Origin of the sequence: Ectobacillus sp. JY-23, assembly GCF_023022965.1 — a bacterium.
Classification (GTDB): Bacteria; Bacillota; Bacilli; order Bacillales; family Bacillaceae_G; genus Ectobacillus.
Genome location: NZ_CP095462.1, coordinates 2,676,548 through 2,690,913, shown reverse-complemented (window position 1 = coordinate 2,690,913; position 14,366 = coordinate 2,676,548). Strand labels below are relative to the sequence as shown.

Below are 14,366 nucleotides of genomic sequence, written 5' to 3'. Positions count from 1 at the left end.
TTCCCCCTAATATGTATGTGTCGTCATTGTGTTTTTGGCCTGAAAAATCATATGCTAAAATCACTTCTTTTTATGATCTTGCTTTATCAAGAGAGCCGGAAGATAAAACGCCCTTATGCAGAACAGCTTCACGCTTAGGAAGTCGTGCCACCGCTTCCGCCGAACAGCTAGCCGGAACGAGTATCGCCGTTGCGGCATCTCCCACCTTCGGCCAGACCTGCTTGCCGTATTCGTCTAAAGGTGTTATACCGCCGGTCGCAAAAGAAAGTGCCCGAGACAATTCGTACTCATAAGTCCATCCGTATAACTCTGCGGCGCGGTGCGCTTTTTCCAATATATCCCCGATTCCATGCGGTGACCAAGGATCAGTGATACTGTCTGTTCCCAGCATAACATCTACTTTTTGCTTCTGAAGAAGCGGAAGCGGCATGACGTTTTTGCCGATAGGAACACTTGATGCGATTGAAATGCCAAGTGACGCAAGGCGGTTCGCCATTTCAACATCCGCTCCTTCGGTCAGTGACGCAAGCGAAAACGCATGACTAATCGTCACTTTCCCTTGTAAGCCCGCTTCTTCCGTCAGATCGGCTAATCGGCGAACCGCTTGTAGGCCGACTTCTCCGCGTTCATGAAGGTGAATATCAATTCCTGCCTTGTAGTCCACAGCAATTTGAACCATCGTGTTTAAGGACTTGTCCATATTTCCATCAACTGCGGTCGGATCCAATCCACCGACATGCGTGGCCCCCATTTGCATCGCTTCACGCAACAGTCCTTCTGCATTCGAAAGAAGAAGACCGTGCTGCGGAAAAGCCACTATTTCATGGGAGATTTTATCCGAATAGTTGGCCAAGGCAAGCTTCAGTCTCTCCAGGTTTTTCAATCCGACAACCGGATCGATGTTACAATGGCTTCTCACATACGTTGTACCGTATCCAAGCACAAGTTCAATTAGTTTTTCAGCACGCTCCTGAACCGTCGGCAACAGCTCCAACAATAGCGTTTTCTCGGCCTCAATAATATCAAAAATATTCGATCTGCGTGTTGCCGCTCGCCAAGGACCGCCGTAAAATGTTTTATCCATATGGATATGCATATCCTTAAAAGAAGGCAGCAGTAGCATTCCTTTCGCGTCATAGCGATCTAGTTGCCTATCATAAGAAGCTTTCGTGTCTAATATTTTTGTAATCACACCTTTATCAATCCGAATGTTGCGCAATACTGTTTTCGTTGCGACAACATATCCGTTTTCATATATATAGCCACTTTCCAATCGAACATTCAACAGCATGTATGAGCTGTTTCTTCCCGGCTTTTTTATGTTGTGATTAGCATTCTTCTCCCCCGCATCTGCGCTGGCGACCTCCGGCATCAATAACCCCATCGCATCCGTGACGCCAAGGATGGCGGAAACGCCTCCGATTTTACAAGCATTGCCCAGAAATTTTCTGCGAGAAAAATTTTTACTGTCCTGATTCATCTGAAATCCCCCATTGTACATTTTTCTCTTATAATGTTTTCGCCTTTTAATTGGGACATCGGTACCAATGATACTCGCTCTCTCTTCCGGCCAATATCCCACATTATAAATGGATATATCAGCATGCTGAGAATACATTTACACGTTATACTTTTTAAATTATCAGATTTCAACAATAAGTAAATAACTTGAGAGTTTTTGGTAAAGATACTTAAAAAATATGTAAAAATAATTAAAATTCAAAGTTGCGTATGTAAAGCGCCGTTATCCGCACATTACAAAAAAGCAGCCCATGCGCGCGGGCTGCTTTCAGATGAATATGGACTTGCAATATTTCGCTGTCCCAATACAAAAATCCTATTCCTTCGGATGAAAAATTTGTACTCGCTTATTAAAAACTGAATAGTTGATTTGCATAAAGTGTCTGGTGAAGTTTCTTTCAACTACCTACTCATTGCTAATTAGCTAATAAAAACATCTTTAGATATGGTAGGAGAAAGCGATGCTTAGACTTCTTCTATAAAATCGTTCTAACTCAGAAAATAGTAAAAAACACCCCGACTACCCATCACGATTCATCCTAAAGTAACGGAAATCGCCTTCACTTCCCCGTCTCGTACCGCGCGTGCATCCTCTTCTTGCAAGATACGGCCTTTCACTACTTTTTCATCACCATTTTGATAAAACAGCTGATACGACTGTACTTCTGCTTTATCTACACCGAACGTGTCCTTTTTGTTATGGTTATGATATGTTACCTTCGTTTTCCCTAAGAACGTAAAGGATACTTTTCCTTCGCCATCAAACAGCCATGCAGGTAATACAGGAGATAGCATCATTGTTAACTGACCTTCCTGCATCTGAAACACCTTTTTGCCCATCATCATGATCTTCCACATACTTAAAAATTCTGCCGTAGAGCCACTTAGCCTTGCGACGAAACCTCTGCCATGTGTAGCTGGGTCTGGGTTGCATGCACTTGCAATAAACGAAGAGTTTTCCAGCGTGCTTCTTCCATAAATGCTTGGGTCAAGAAACGGAATAAGAGCGTCTTGCATTTCAGCAAAGTATTCTTCATGCAATTCCGCTTTTAAAAGCGCAAGTAAATATTTATATGTCATATGAAGAAAAACAGATTCCCGCTCAAGCCAGCCTGGCGTAAACGCCTTGATTCTGCCAATCTCGTGCGATTCCTCTTCCAAACTTACAGATGTTTTATACATGTTAATTTCTTTATCATATAAATCCGTTTGTTTGATAGCTTGATACATATCCTTCGCCTTCTCTTTATTCTGTAACGTTTTAAAGGCGCGTGCAGGGCCCTCCAAGAAGTATGGAAGCGGCGTTGGCTCTTTGAATTTCTTGACAATAACCTTCGGCAAGCCATAATGACTTAGAACTTCTTTGCCTGTATTGTCTGTGACTACTTCATATTCCTCTACTTCAAATGTAATATAGGTTGGATATAATCCATTTCCAAGCTGTTCCGCCTTCGTGATACCAGCATCAATTTTACGTAAAAACAGCTCATACATCTTGTATATTTCTTGTAAAGAGAATATGACTTCTGTTCCTTCTATTCCAAAGCGGATGCTTTCGCGGTAATCCTCTCGCAAGGACGCTACTTCATCCCAATAATGAAAATCGCTCAATTCTCCCCTGCTATTTTTCTCTAGTAGCTGATACACATCGGTTAATAGATGAGCCATTTCAATAGGAAGACGTACATCCTCTTCAAGATTAGATGACATGGCAGACAATAAAAATTGAACCATACGCTTTAATTCAAATGTTTCACTCACGCCTGAGCCAAAAATACCAGGTAATCCGTTTAGCGCATCATTCCATCCCGGTTTATTTGCTTCCATTTCAACACCGATCCCCGCAGGGTCTAACGTGGCAAATTTGTTAAGCGATAGTGAGATGAGCTTCGCAAATAGATTTGTATAATAAACGTCACCATTTCCATGTGCTGTCTTCAGCCAATTCGTATCTTGAATATCTATCGCTTGACGGGCCATTTTCTCTTCATCTTCTATAACTGCCCCGTACTGTCTTACCTTCCCTTTTGAGAGCACATACTTTTCACTTCGCGGCTGAACCATTACTGGACTATCAAAGAATGTATAGGTCTTATCTTCAAATAGAAACTGGTGCATATGCTCCGGATAAACATCTAGGTAGCTTTCAATTAAATCCATATTATATGTCCAGTGGTCAATCCAATAACCTTCTCCAAAGCTAGCTTCAATATTTTGCTTGGATATTTGTAAAACATCTGTAAGAAAGACCTTCTCCTCTAGCTTATATGAAAGGTTGTTGTTTTCAATGAAATTGATAAGCTGCCCTGGCGTAAACTTTCCTTCTAACATTTGAACCAATTCATCTCGATGGGTCTGAAAATGCTTTTCTACTAGCGCGCTTATGCCACCTTTTTCTTCCTGTCTTACTTCAAAGGAGCATCCCTTAACAGACAACGGATTATATCCATCTGCTTGAATTAAGCTCATAAACATCTTGGCATTAAAGCTGCCCACCTGCGGAGAAAAATAAATATCATTTCTTCTGTTTTGATTCGCATCTCGGAAATTACCGTTTCCTTGTGAATAGTACTCAGGAGCAATCGTGAAAAAGTTGTAATCGCGCTCTAAGTCACCATGCTTTCTTGAAAATAAGTGATAGACAAATCCCTCTTTGCCATTTTCCAATATATACGGATAACCTCCGCGCAATACGTTATCAAGATAGCTTTGACGGCAATATTCATCAAAGAGTTCTGAAGATGTGGTTGTCTCAATCGCATTGGTAAGCTCTCTGACCAATGCTAAAGCAATCTGTTGCTTTTTCTCGATAAAATCTAAGCTAACTAGCCTGTCTACCTGGGACTGAATGATGTCTATTGATTTTACATGACCAATTATTGTACAAATATTTATTGTTTCTTGCGCTTCTATCTGTTTTTGCACAGGCGTAAAGCCACACGGCACCTTGTTCGCTGTGATTTGTTTGGCCTGCTGCAACTGCTTTACATCACTAGTATAAAACGCCTCTGGATGTTGAAGAGATGTGTCGCTTCCGAAAATTAGAGCTGCATCCACGATCGGCGAAACGAGTGCTTTTTCACCCGTAAATGATAGATAAAAGTGGCCACTTGTCACTTCGCTGACTTCAGCTTCATCACCAATACTAGCTCTTACTCGATAATAAGGGACATGGTTTTCCAGATTATATACTTCCATCCAGCTTCTTAAAAGATTACCGACTTCTTTATACGCTTCATTCGTCACGCCGTACGGCAGAATTTCCGGCAACCCATCTAATACTTCTACTTCAAGTGGCTCTTCATTTAAATTGGTAATCGCTACTTTACGAACTAGACCAGCAAAATTCTCTTCGGGCATATGAAAATATTGAACAAATACGCGTATACCATATTCTTCGTGAATCTCTTCAATACTTACTTGATTGGCCTCGATATACATTCTTCGCTTTATATGCGGTGCATCCTGAACAGGACGAAACGGCTCGTACATTGCACCGTCTTTTTTAAATTTAATAAATGTCCGAAACCCACTTGTAGCAACTGTCTTATACGCAATATTCGCAGGCGCGAACTCCATAATTGGAGAATGTTTATCTTTTACCCCAAAACTGCAAATACCCTGACCGCGATTTACATAAAAGGTCCACATCGGAACGCCCTGTACGCCTGCTATGCCCGGTAAAAAACTCGAAAATGTGTTAGCTTGATCAAAATTTTCAATCACAAATCTTTTTTGTTGATCAAAGGAGTACTGTTTTACAGACATAGATCTGATTCACCTTTCCATACATCATTTTTATAGAAGGGTCGGCATACATATGTACCCGACCCGTGCTTTTCTTACGTTTTGGTTCTGTTAAAGTTCATTGTTAATTTCCATGACGGAAGTTCACTTTCCGCGGGCGTCAGGGAAGTTTTCCCGCCGGAGTCTGATCCAATCAACAAGTTTTAATTAGCAATATTAGACTTTCATGCAACCTACATTTTAAACGTGTACGTTGCAATAGCATGCGCAGGAAGCTCTGTTTCACATACATGTTGTCCAAAGCCCATTGAAAAAGGAACAGTCTGATCGCCTTCATTCATGACCACGATTGCGATAGTCCCGTCTTCATTTCGAAAGGCTGTAGACTGTAACTGTTCATTATGATTTGTCAGCTTGATGCGAACGGCTCCTGGTCGAATAAATTTACTAAAGTGACCAATATAGTAATACGAGCTATTATAATGCAGTTCTTTCGTTTTTGTATCCGCGATAATTGGCGCATCACATAAGTTTCCGACGTGATTTGGGCCACCTTCCTCATTTAGCACAAGGTTCCAGTCCAAATACCCCTCTACCCAGTTATTTAAATCACCAATCATGTTTCTTGCATAGCGTTCACCGGTAAACCATTCGCCTAGCTTCACGCCGCCTTCTTGGCAGCCTTCTGTAAATATTAGGTGCTTATCTGGAAAACGACGATGAACCTCTCCTACTTTATCAAACTCCTCGCTCACATACCAATGCAAGCCCGTGCCCCATACATATTTGGCAGCTTCCGGGTCTTCTAATACTGTCGAAGCTCTTTCAACGATAAGATCTCGGTTATGGTCCCAAATAATAATCTTCACATCCGCCAGGCCTGCTTCATGCATAATAGGACCCAAATGATTTTTAACAAAGTCTCGTTCTTCCTCTGCTGAATAAATGCAGGAATCCCACACTTGTACCGCGGCTGGTTCGTTTTGAACAGTAATTCCCCAAATATCTAAGCCTTCCTCACGGTAAGCCCTGATAAACTTTGTGTAATAAGTAGCCCAAGCATCTCGGTAAGCCGGAAGAAGCTGGCCGCCATTGTTCATCTCTTGATTCGACTTCATCCAAGCAGGCGGGCTCCATGGAGATGCTAATAAAGGCATGGTTCCACCCTTTACCTTCATGGCATCTTGTATGAGAGGAATTACCCATTGTCGATCTCTTGCAATATCAAAGCTCTTTAATTCAACATCGTTCTCTTCCACATATGTGTAATTTCCTAACGCAAAATCACAGCTATGAATTGCGACACGGCCAATGGTATAACCTAAGCCCTCATTGGGGTCAAAATACTTTTTCAACACTTCCTGTCTTTTTTCTGTTGGCATTTGTGAAAGTGTATATGCGGCAGCTTCCGTAAAAGCACCGCCAAAGCCGATAATCGTTTGATATGTTTCTGTATCAGTAATCTCAATATCTAATGTCGTAGCCGAAGCATTTGTAGTAAACGAAAGAGGCGCTTGTTTCGCCAAACGCTCTTCCGTATCTTTAGCCGTAAGTGTTACATCAATCTGTGACATATGAAATTTACACCCCTATTTATTCACAGCATCAGAAAACCAATCCGAAAGCGGTTTCGATTCATTCGAAAAATTTTTAGCAGAAAAACAGCCGTTCCACTCATCATCATACATATCATCTCATCACGCACGTGCACCTCTTAAGCACTGACCGCAACCACACATTTCTTATTCTTCCATAATGCGTTTTTTTCTGGTTGTACTTATATAGATCGACGTTTTATCACTTCTGCATACCGCTTAGCGCTATCCTTTAAATAGCGGTTTTGAGTTTGGAAATCAACATATACAATACCGAAACGCTTCTCATAACCAAATGCCCATTCAAAATTATCTAATAGGGACCATAAATAATATCCTGCTATATTCATGCCTTCCTCATTGAGTTCAGCAACAGCTGTTAGATGCTTCTCCACATAATCTACGCGATTCTTATCATGCACTTGACCGTCTGCTTCCAATACATCATCAAAAGCGGCTCCGTTTTCTGTAATATAAATTGGAAGATTCGTATATTCCTTACGAAGTCGATGGATAAGCTCCTTAAACTCTTTTGGAGAAATATCCCACCCCATACCTGATTTCGGATAATCAGAATACGCCGGCTTAAATAAAAACTCTGATGCAGCGGAGAATTCCATTAAGGCACGGTTGTAAAAGTTAATACCAAAAAAGTCCGTCGGTGTTGAGATGATATCTAGATCGCCATCTTGAATAAAGTCATATGTGTGTACAAACTTAGAGAATAGGTTCATCATATCGATTGGATATTGACCTTTAAACACAGGATCTAAAAACCATCTGTTTAAATAGCCATCGAAATTATTGGCCGCTAGGTAATCATTCACATTTTCACCAGCAGCGTAAACCGGTGATAAATTTAGCGTGATACCAATTTCATTTTTCCCGCCAAATGTCTCTTTATAATATTGAACAGCTTTACCGTGTGATAATAAAATGTGATGCGCTGCTTTTAACGCTTCCTCAAGGTTTGTGTGTCCCGGCGCATGTACTCCTTGGTGATAACCTAGCATCGCTGCGCACCAAGGTTCATTATGTGTAATCCACTTTGCTACAGAAGCATCTAATTCTTCAAAGCACTTCTTGGCAAACTCCATAAACCATTCAACTGAATCACGGTTAACCCAACCTCCTTGGTCGTCCGCCCATTGTGGCATATCCCAATGATAAATCGTTACCAACGGCTGAATGTTCTCTTCTACTAATCGATTGACAAGCTTTTTATAAAAAGCCATACCTTCCGGATTATATTGCCCCTGCTGAGGAAAAATTCTTGGCCATGCAATGGAAAAACGGTAGGAATCTACACCGAGCGTTTTTAGAATCTCGATATCCTCCTCCATGCGATGATAATGATCACATGCAACATCTCCGGTATCTCCGCCGTTTACCTTACCTGGTGTACGAGAAAACGTGTCCCATATAGAAGGTGTTCTTCCGTCAATCGCGGCAGCTCCTTCAATTTGATAAGAAGACGTGGCTGTACCAAAAATAAAATCCTTTGAAAATTTCTTCATCATCTAACACCCCATTATCCTTTAATAGATCCTGCTGATATACTGCTAATAATATATTTAGAGAAAAATAGGAATGCGACCATAATTGGTACAACAGATATAGCAATCCCTAAATATAACGAACCTAGATTTTGGGCGACTTGAGAACCTTTTAGGAAGCCCATTAACACAGGTAACGTATATTTCTCTGGAGAGAATAAGACAACAAGCGGCACAATATAGTTATTCCATGATCCGATAAACGTAAAGATAGACATGGTCGCTACTGCAGGCATCATCATTGGCAATGCAACTGTATGGAAAATCTTCAATTCTCCAGCACCATCCATTCTTGCAGCCTCTAATAGAGACGGATGAAGCGTTGTAGCTAAATACTGACGTAAAAAGAACACAACAAACGGACTCGCAATTGCCGGAACAATTAACGGGATATACGTATCCAATGTTCCAAGTACTTTATTCAGCTCATAAAACCCGATAAGTCCCAACTGCCCTGGAACCATCATCATAATAAGCATGAATAGGAACAAATATTTTTTACCTTTAAAGTTATATACCGCAAAACCATAAGCAGTTAATGCAGAAAAGTAACCGCTTAAGACCGTAACGGATACAGATACAATTAAACTGTTTTTAAATCCGTTCCATATGTTTGCATATTCAAGCATCGTCTTATAGTTTTCTATCAGGCTGCTTCCTGGTAAAAGGCTGAATCCCATGAGAATATCTTTATTATCTCTTGTCCCATTCACTAGCATCATGTAGAACGGGATGATGCTAATTACAGCTAGAAGAATCAATAGCGTATAAATAACTATTTTTGTAAGACTCTTTTTCGTTTTCATATTATTTCCCCCCATTCTTCGTCGCTTTTACATCGCGGTACATCGATTTAAATGTAATCGCTGAGAATATGACAGTAATTAAGAATAGCGCATAAGCAACTGTTGATGCGTAACCGTAATTATTGTATCGGAATGCTTGATTGTACAAATATAAAACCATTGTGTTCAATGAACCTTCAGGCGCTCCAAGTCCGTCTGTCAACAACATCGGTAAATCAAATAATTGAAGACCACCGATTAATGATGTGATTAATACATACAGTAAAATCGGCTTTAATAATGGAAGTGTAATATTTACAAATGTCTGCCAACGATTGGCTCCATCAATTAATGCTGCTTCATAATACTCTTTTGAAATTCCTGAAACACCGGCCATTAATACGATAAATGTATACCCAAACCACATCCAAGTTAAAATCAACGATACAGATACTTGCGATGCTACAGGGTCATTGAGCCAATTAATTGGTTCAACTATCAATCCTAATTTCAATAAAATTTGATTAATAGAACCGTATTTCCAGTCGAGCATAACATTGAATAAAATTGCCACTGAACTAATGGTAATAAGATTTGGTAAGTAAAATACTGCTCTAAAAAACCCTAGCCCTTTGATTCTAAAACGTAAATCAGAGAATAACGCTGCTAGTAACAGTGCAATCCCCATCTGTAAAAAGAAGTTTAATCCCCAGATTTTCAAAGTGTTCAAGAATGCCTCAAAAAAAGCTGTATCAGAAAAGACACGGATATAGTTTTCTAAGCCAATAAATTCAGGCCTCCCGTATCCTTCATATTTGGTAAATGTGTAATAGAATGTTAGGAGAACCGGATAGATATTAAAGAGGAGGAAAACTAAAAAGAATGGCGCTACAAAGTAATATCCTTTGTAATTAATGTTTTTCATATTGAACTCCTTCCTTTTTCTTACATAAATAGGGACAGATTGCAATTGTTTATCTATCCCCATTTATTATTGTACTCTCTTATCAGTTACGGTGTTTTAATGTTTGGATAAGCATTCTTAACAGCTTTGTAGAAATCTTGCAACGCTTTCTCTTTCGTCTTCTTACCTTCTACATATTCCGTAACTTGTGCACCAAATAACGTATCAATTTCTTGATCGTATTTCGTAACCGCTTTCGCATCAATTTTTTCAGACTGATTCAAGAAGAACGTATAGTTATTTTGTCCACCAAGGAACGGCTCACTAAAGTTATCTTTGATTTTAGAAGTTACCGGTGTGTAAGAAAGAACATCGCCTGTTTGCTTCGCCCAATTTGTTAAGAACTCTTCGTCATGCGTCATCATTTTTACAAACTCAAATGCTAGATCTTTCTTCTTAGAATTCTTGTAGATTCCTAACCATGTACCGCCCCAGAAATATGGATTTGGACCTGTTGTTACAGCCCAATCACCAGCTGTGTTTTTCGCATTCGCTTTCAATACACTGTGTAAGCCCCATGTTGGTAACGCATATGCAAATACTTCTGTTTTATCTTTTGTATCTTTCTTTACTTCTTCCCAGCCGCCGTTATAAGCAACCGGGCCATCCATCGCCGCAAACCAAGAAGGAGACCATTCAGGTGCAAATGCTGTGTAATCCTTATCACGAAGCGTTTTTGCTTGATCAAAGTAATTCAATTTTGCTTCAGTCATGATAAGCTCATTTTTTTCATTTACCCACGGCTGAGAGTCTACACCTCTTGCAAACCAGCGAATAGCTCCTTCATCCGGGAATAAGCGATAGTTTTGCTGCTTTAACTTTTCACCTACAGCAAACAGCCCGTCCCAAGTGCTCATCATTTCGCCGACTTTTGCTGGATCGTCAGTACCTAGCACCTGTTTTGCAATGCTGCGACGATAGAAAATACCTCCCGGCGTTGTTTGCCAAGATACCGCTTTCACATTTCCTTTTGCATCTTTTCCTAAATTAAATACATAAGGTGTGTAATCTTTTTCCCATTCGTCTACGTTATACGGCTCTTTCGATAGGTTTTCCCAATAATCACGCTCTGTCCACTGTTTTAAGAAAGCAATCTCACCCGTGAATACATCCGGCGCACCTACACCACTTTCAAGCACTGGCTTTAGCTTTGTAGGATAGTCAGCAATTGGAACAATCGTTAACTCGACTTTTACACCATGCTTTTCTTCAAACGTTTTAATGGCATTCTCTTTTTTCAACTCATCTGTAAAAGACCAAATCTTTAACACTTTATCATCTTTATTTCCTTTTTCGGATTTCGTTTCACTGCTGGAACAACCAGCGAATAATCCTGCCGTTAATGTAAAGACTGACATTACACTAAGTAACTTTTTCATCAAAATACCTCCATCCCAATTTAATATAATTTCATATTTGTTTTTTTCGAAAGCGGTTTCGTTTTTGCTTAAATAGAAACTTACATATAAAAGTTTCTATCTACCGAAAGTGCATTTCTTTCTCCCAACAATATCTAAAGAGATTTCATTAACACGAAAGCGGTTTCGTTTTTGCGTGAACAGAAACTTTATAGGTAAGCTTCCATTCATCCCAAGGTGGTCACTCTTGGAAAACAAGTCTGCATCACAGCTCTTTACAGCTCTCTCGAACGACTAGTTCTACTGGTATCTGAACTTGCTCAATCAACTTCTCTTTGGTATTAATTTGCTTAAGAAGCAATTCCGCTGCCTTTTGCCCAATGATATGCGTATTTTGCTTAATCGTTGTTAGCTTTGGGTTCATATAACGAGCAAGCGCAATGTCATCAAAACCAATAATGGAGAAGTCGTCTGGAACACTGTACCCGCGATTTCTAATCGCTTCAATTGCTCCTATCGCTAAACTATCGCTTGCTGTGTAAATAGCCGTAGGTGGCGTTGCTAAAGTCAGTAGTTGTTCCATTGCGCGATATCCGCCTTCGTGAGAGAAATAATCTCCATCAACAATATAATCCTCTGTTATGTCTAATGACAAGCTTTTCATACTATCTACGTAGCCTTGTAAGCGTTGCTGACCTGCGAATGTTTTTCTATGTCCCGCAATATGCGCAATTCTCGTGTGCCCCAGTGAGTACAGGTAATCAACAGCCATTTTACTTCCTAAGCGATTATCAGAAAACACAACACTCGACGTTTCGCTGTTTAAGTCGATTACAACACTCGGAATAGAATCGTTCATAAGTTCTTTCACCTGCTGATCATCGACATTCGAACAAACGACTACTACACCATCCACACCACGGTAGCGAAAATGATCTAAATAACTCTTTTTACTGTTGTACAAATTACGTGATACAAAAAGCAGGTCATATTCATACATCTCTACAGACTGCTTGAAGCTCTCAATGACTTCATTAAAAAAAGGATGCTTAATCCCAATTCCAAGAGACTCAATGAAAATAACGCCGATTGTCCACGATTTCTTTGTTGTCAATGTTCTTGCCGAAGAGTTGGGAAAGTAATTCATTTCCTCAACAGCTTCTAGTATAAGTTTTTTTGTTTTCTCACTCACATCAGCATAATTATTTAAAGCCTTTGAAACTGTTGTGACAGAAAAACCTGTTTTTTTTGCAATATCATAAATCGTTACCAAAGGTGTTTCACCTCATCTTAAAATCGAAAGCGCTTTCGATTTTTATTATATGCCTAATTTAAGATAGATGCAAACTCTTTTTTCACATAAAATCTACGATTACTCACCGGTATGCTTTACTGCAAGAACAACATTATCAATCGTAATATCATGTGCTTCTGCCATTTTCCCTAGAAGAAACTTAAGTGCGCCTGTGTCGTTCGCGCTCATGACCCATTCAAAGCGGTACGAATTCATTTCGTTTTGAAGAGAGACCTTTTGACTGAGATAACGATAGTAGCCTGTATTCTCTATCGTGACCTCCATATCTCATGCTACTGTCGAACGCGCATCAAAGGACAACACATAGGTTACACCTTTGTAAAATTCATGTTTCCCTGCTCTACCAAAACGCTCCATCGTTCATTACCAGGACGCTGTATTTGCACCTGCAGCTCCTTATTTTGCGCAGAAAAAGTCGCCGCAGCATCATAATGAATATAAGAACCCCATGCGTCCATTCCCGCAGAAAAATCTCCATTCTTTAGTGGCTGCAAATCCACTTGGTCATAATCAATGTACTCCGGTACGTAAAGAAATTTCAGTAATACGTAGGCAATCATAACGGAAAATAACTGATTGAACACTGCATTTGGTATGGTAACTTACACTGTACAAGCGGAATTTCTCTTTTTGTATTCTTTTTTTTAGAATTCAGATAATTAACACATGTGATGTAAAATAATATTTTTCAACTACCCTCTGTTTAAAGGAGATCTCCTTTCTAGAGTAAACAGCTTCATCACTTTATTCAGCTACATATTCATACAAATTATAGCCGTTATAACCTTCATCCTCACCTGCAAGTCCGTCTAATACTTTTACTAATTTCATTGGCAATGCTTCAATTATCTTGACAGAACCTATGTTATCAGGGTGAACCGTAGCAATAATTCTATCTAACCCAATTACATTAATACCATACTCAAAAACTGCTTTAGCCGCTTCCTTTGCGATTCCTTTTCCTTGGAATTTTTTCGCTAATGCATAATACAATTCTGTTTCTTCACGTAAAATATCATGAGGGCCCAATCCTGCTACACCCACGAATTCTTCAGTCTTTTTTAATATAATCGCCAGGTTAAACTTTTCTATCTTATTAGGTGTATTTTGTTTGTTACATTCTTGAGACCATTTTATTAATCTATCAATATCTTCCATTGATCTGGGCGGGTTATCGGGCTGGTATTTAAAATGCTCTGGTTCTGTAGCCATACTAAATATAGCTTCAGCATCCTCCTGTATGTATGGTCTCAAAATAAGACGCTCTGTTTCAATTTTTGCATCAATAAACATAGCTATACCTCCGAACTATATATTGCAGTTACGCTGCTAGTATTTACCACTACCTTTTTTAGAGTAAGTAATGTATTATCTAAAATTTTCATTCCTTAAATATTTGTTAAAAAAGTCTACACCCCCTAAAATATACCATTAAAATTACTAAAAATATACATTTAATCGCAATCTTTACAACTAATTTCAAATCTTAGGATGATGAGGTATTTCAAGAACTCAAGTTAGCAAA

General features: G+C 39.5%; 11 protein-coding genes. All 11 read right to left on the bottom strand.

Annotation, left to right across the window (positions count from 1 at the left end):
* Nucleotides 1–70: 70 nt before the first annotated feature.
* Nucleotides 71–1,480 carry an amidohydrolase family protein gene (locus MUG87_RS13915; protein WP_247082899.1) on the bottom strand — a complete coding sequence of 470 codons (1,410 nt, stop codon included), beginning with the start codon at nucleotides 1,478–1,480 and terminating at the stop codon, nucleotides 71–73.
* A 575-nt stretch (nucleotides 1,481–2,055) separates the two neighbouring features.
* Nucleotides 2,056–5,289 carry a cellobiose phosphorylase gene (locus MUG87_RS13910; protein ID WP_247082897.1) on the bottom strand — a complete coding sequence of 1,078 codons (3,234 nt, stop codon included), beginning with the start codon at nucleotides 5,287–5,289 and terminating at the stop codon, nucleotides 2,056–2,058.
* Between the two features lie 212 nt (nucleotides 5,290–5,501).
* The gene (locus MUG87_RS13905) at nucleotides 5,502–6,842 is read right to left on the bottom strand and encodes a glycoside hydrolase family 30 protein (protein ID WP_247082895.1); all 1,341 of its coding nucleotides are present in this window, start codon (nucleotides 6,840–6,842) and stop codon (nucleotides 5,502–5,504) included.
* A 203-nt stretch (nucleotides 6,843–7,045) separates the two neighbouring features.
* Complete coding sequence (locus MUG87_RS13900; RefSeq protein WP_247087694.1) at nucleotides 7,046–8,380, bottom strand: GH1 family beta-glucosidase; 1,335 nt, start codon at nucleotides 8,378–8,380, stop codon at nucleotides 7,046–7,048.
* Between the two features lie 14 nt (nucleotides 8,381–8,394).
* On the bottom strand, nucleotides 8,395–9,225 hold the full coding sequence (locus MUG87_RS13895; protein WP_247082893.1) for a carbohydrate ABC transporter permease: 831 nt from the start codon (nucleotides 9,223–9,225) through the stop codon (nucleotides 8,395–8,397).
* 1 nt (nucleotide 9,226) lies between these two features.
* Nucleotides 9,227–10,129, bottom strand: a complete 903-nt coding sequence (locus MUG87_RS13890; protein ID WP_247082891.1) for a carbohydrate ABC transporter permease — start codon at nucleotides 10,127–10,129, stop codon at nucleotides 9,227–9,229.
* A gap of 86 nt (nucleotides 10,130–10,215) precedes the next feature.
* Nucleotides 10,216–11,547: an ABC transporter substrate-binding protein gene (locus tag MUG87_RS13885; RefSeq protein WP_247082889.1), complete on the bottom strand. Its 1,332-nt coding sequence runs from the start codon at nucleotides 11,545–11,547 to the stop codon at nucleotides 10,216–10,218.
* Between the two features lie 244 nt (nucleotides 11,548–11,791).
* Nucleotides 11,792–12,799, bottom strand: a complete 1,008-nt coding sequence (locus MUG87_RS13880) for a LacI family DNA-binding transcriptional regulator (RefSeq protein WP_247082887.1) — start codon at nucleotides 12,797–12,799, stop codon at nucleotides 11,792–11,794.
* 99 nt (nucleotides 12,800–12,898) lie between these two features.
* A complete protein-coding gene (locus tag MUG87_RS13875) occupies nucleotides 12,899–13,105 on the bottom strand; it encodes a hypothetical protein (protein ID WP_247082885.1) in 207 nt (68 codons plus the stop codon).
* Between the two features lie 44 nt (nucleotides 13,106–13,149).
* Nucleotides 13,150–13,401 (bottom strand): hypothetical protein, encoded by a 252-nt coding sequence (locus MUG87_RS13870; RefSeq protein ID WP_247082883.1) that lies wholly within the window; start codon nucleotides 13,399–13,401, stop codon nucleotides 13,150–13,152.
* Between the two features lie 184 nt (nucleotides 13,402–13,585).
* Entirely contained in the window at nucleotides 13,586–14,134 is a 549-nt protein-coding gene (locus MUG87_RS13865; protein ID WP_247082881.1) for a GNAT family N-acetyltransferase, read from the bottom strand.
* Between the last annotated feature and the right edge of the window lie 232 nt (nucleotides 14,135–14,366).

Bases quoted from the DNA above. Each gene is read 5' to 3' on its own strand.
- MUG87_RS13915 (WP_247082899.1), bottom strand. From the start codon at position 1,480: ATGAATCAGGACAGTAAAAATTTTTCTCGCAGAAAATTTCTGGGCAAT.
- MUG87_RS13910 (WP_247082897.1), bottom strand. From the start codon at position 5,289: ATGTCTGTAAAACAGTACTCCTTTGATCAACAAAAAAGATTTGTGATT.
- MUG87_RS13905 (WP_247082895.1), bottom strand. From the start codon at position 6,842: ATGTCACAGATTGATGTAACACTTACGGCTAAAGATACGGAAGAGCGT.
- MUG87_RS13900 (WP_247087694.1), bottom strand. From the start codon at position 8,380: ATGAAGAAATTTTCAAAGGATTTTATTTTTGGTACAGCCACGTCTTCT.
- MUG87_RS13895 (WP_247082893.1), bottom strand. From the start codon at position 9,225: ATGAAAACGAAAAAGAGTCTTACAAAAATAGTTATTTATACGCTATTG.
- MUG87_RS13890 (WP_247082891.1), bottom strand. From the start codon at position 10,129: ATGAAAAACATTAATTACAAAGGATATTACTTTGTAGCGCCATTCTTT.
- MUG87_RS13885 (WP_247082889.1), bottom strand. From the start codon at position 11,547: ATGAAAAAGTTACTTAGTGTAATGTCAGTCTTTACATTAACGGCAGGA.
- MUG87_RS13875 (WP_247082885.1), bottom strand. From the start codon at position 13,105: ATGGAGGTCACGATAGAGAATACAGGCTACTATCGTTATCTCAGTCAA.
- MUG87_RS13870 (WP_247082883.1), bottom strand. From the start codon at position 13,401: ATGATTGCCTACGTATTACTGAAATTTCTTTACGTACCGGAGTACATT.
- MUG87_RS13865 (WP_247082881.1), bottom strand. From the start codon at position 14,134: ATGTTTATTGATGCAAAAATTGAAACAGAGCGTCTTATTTTGAGACCA.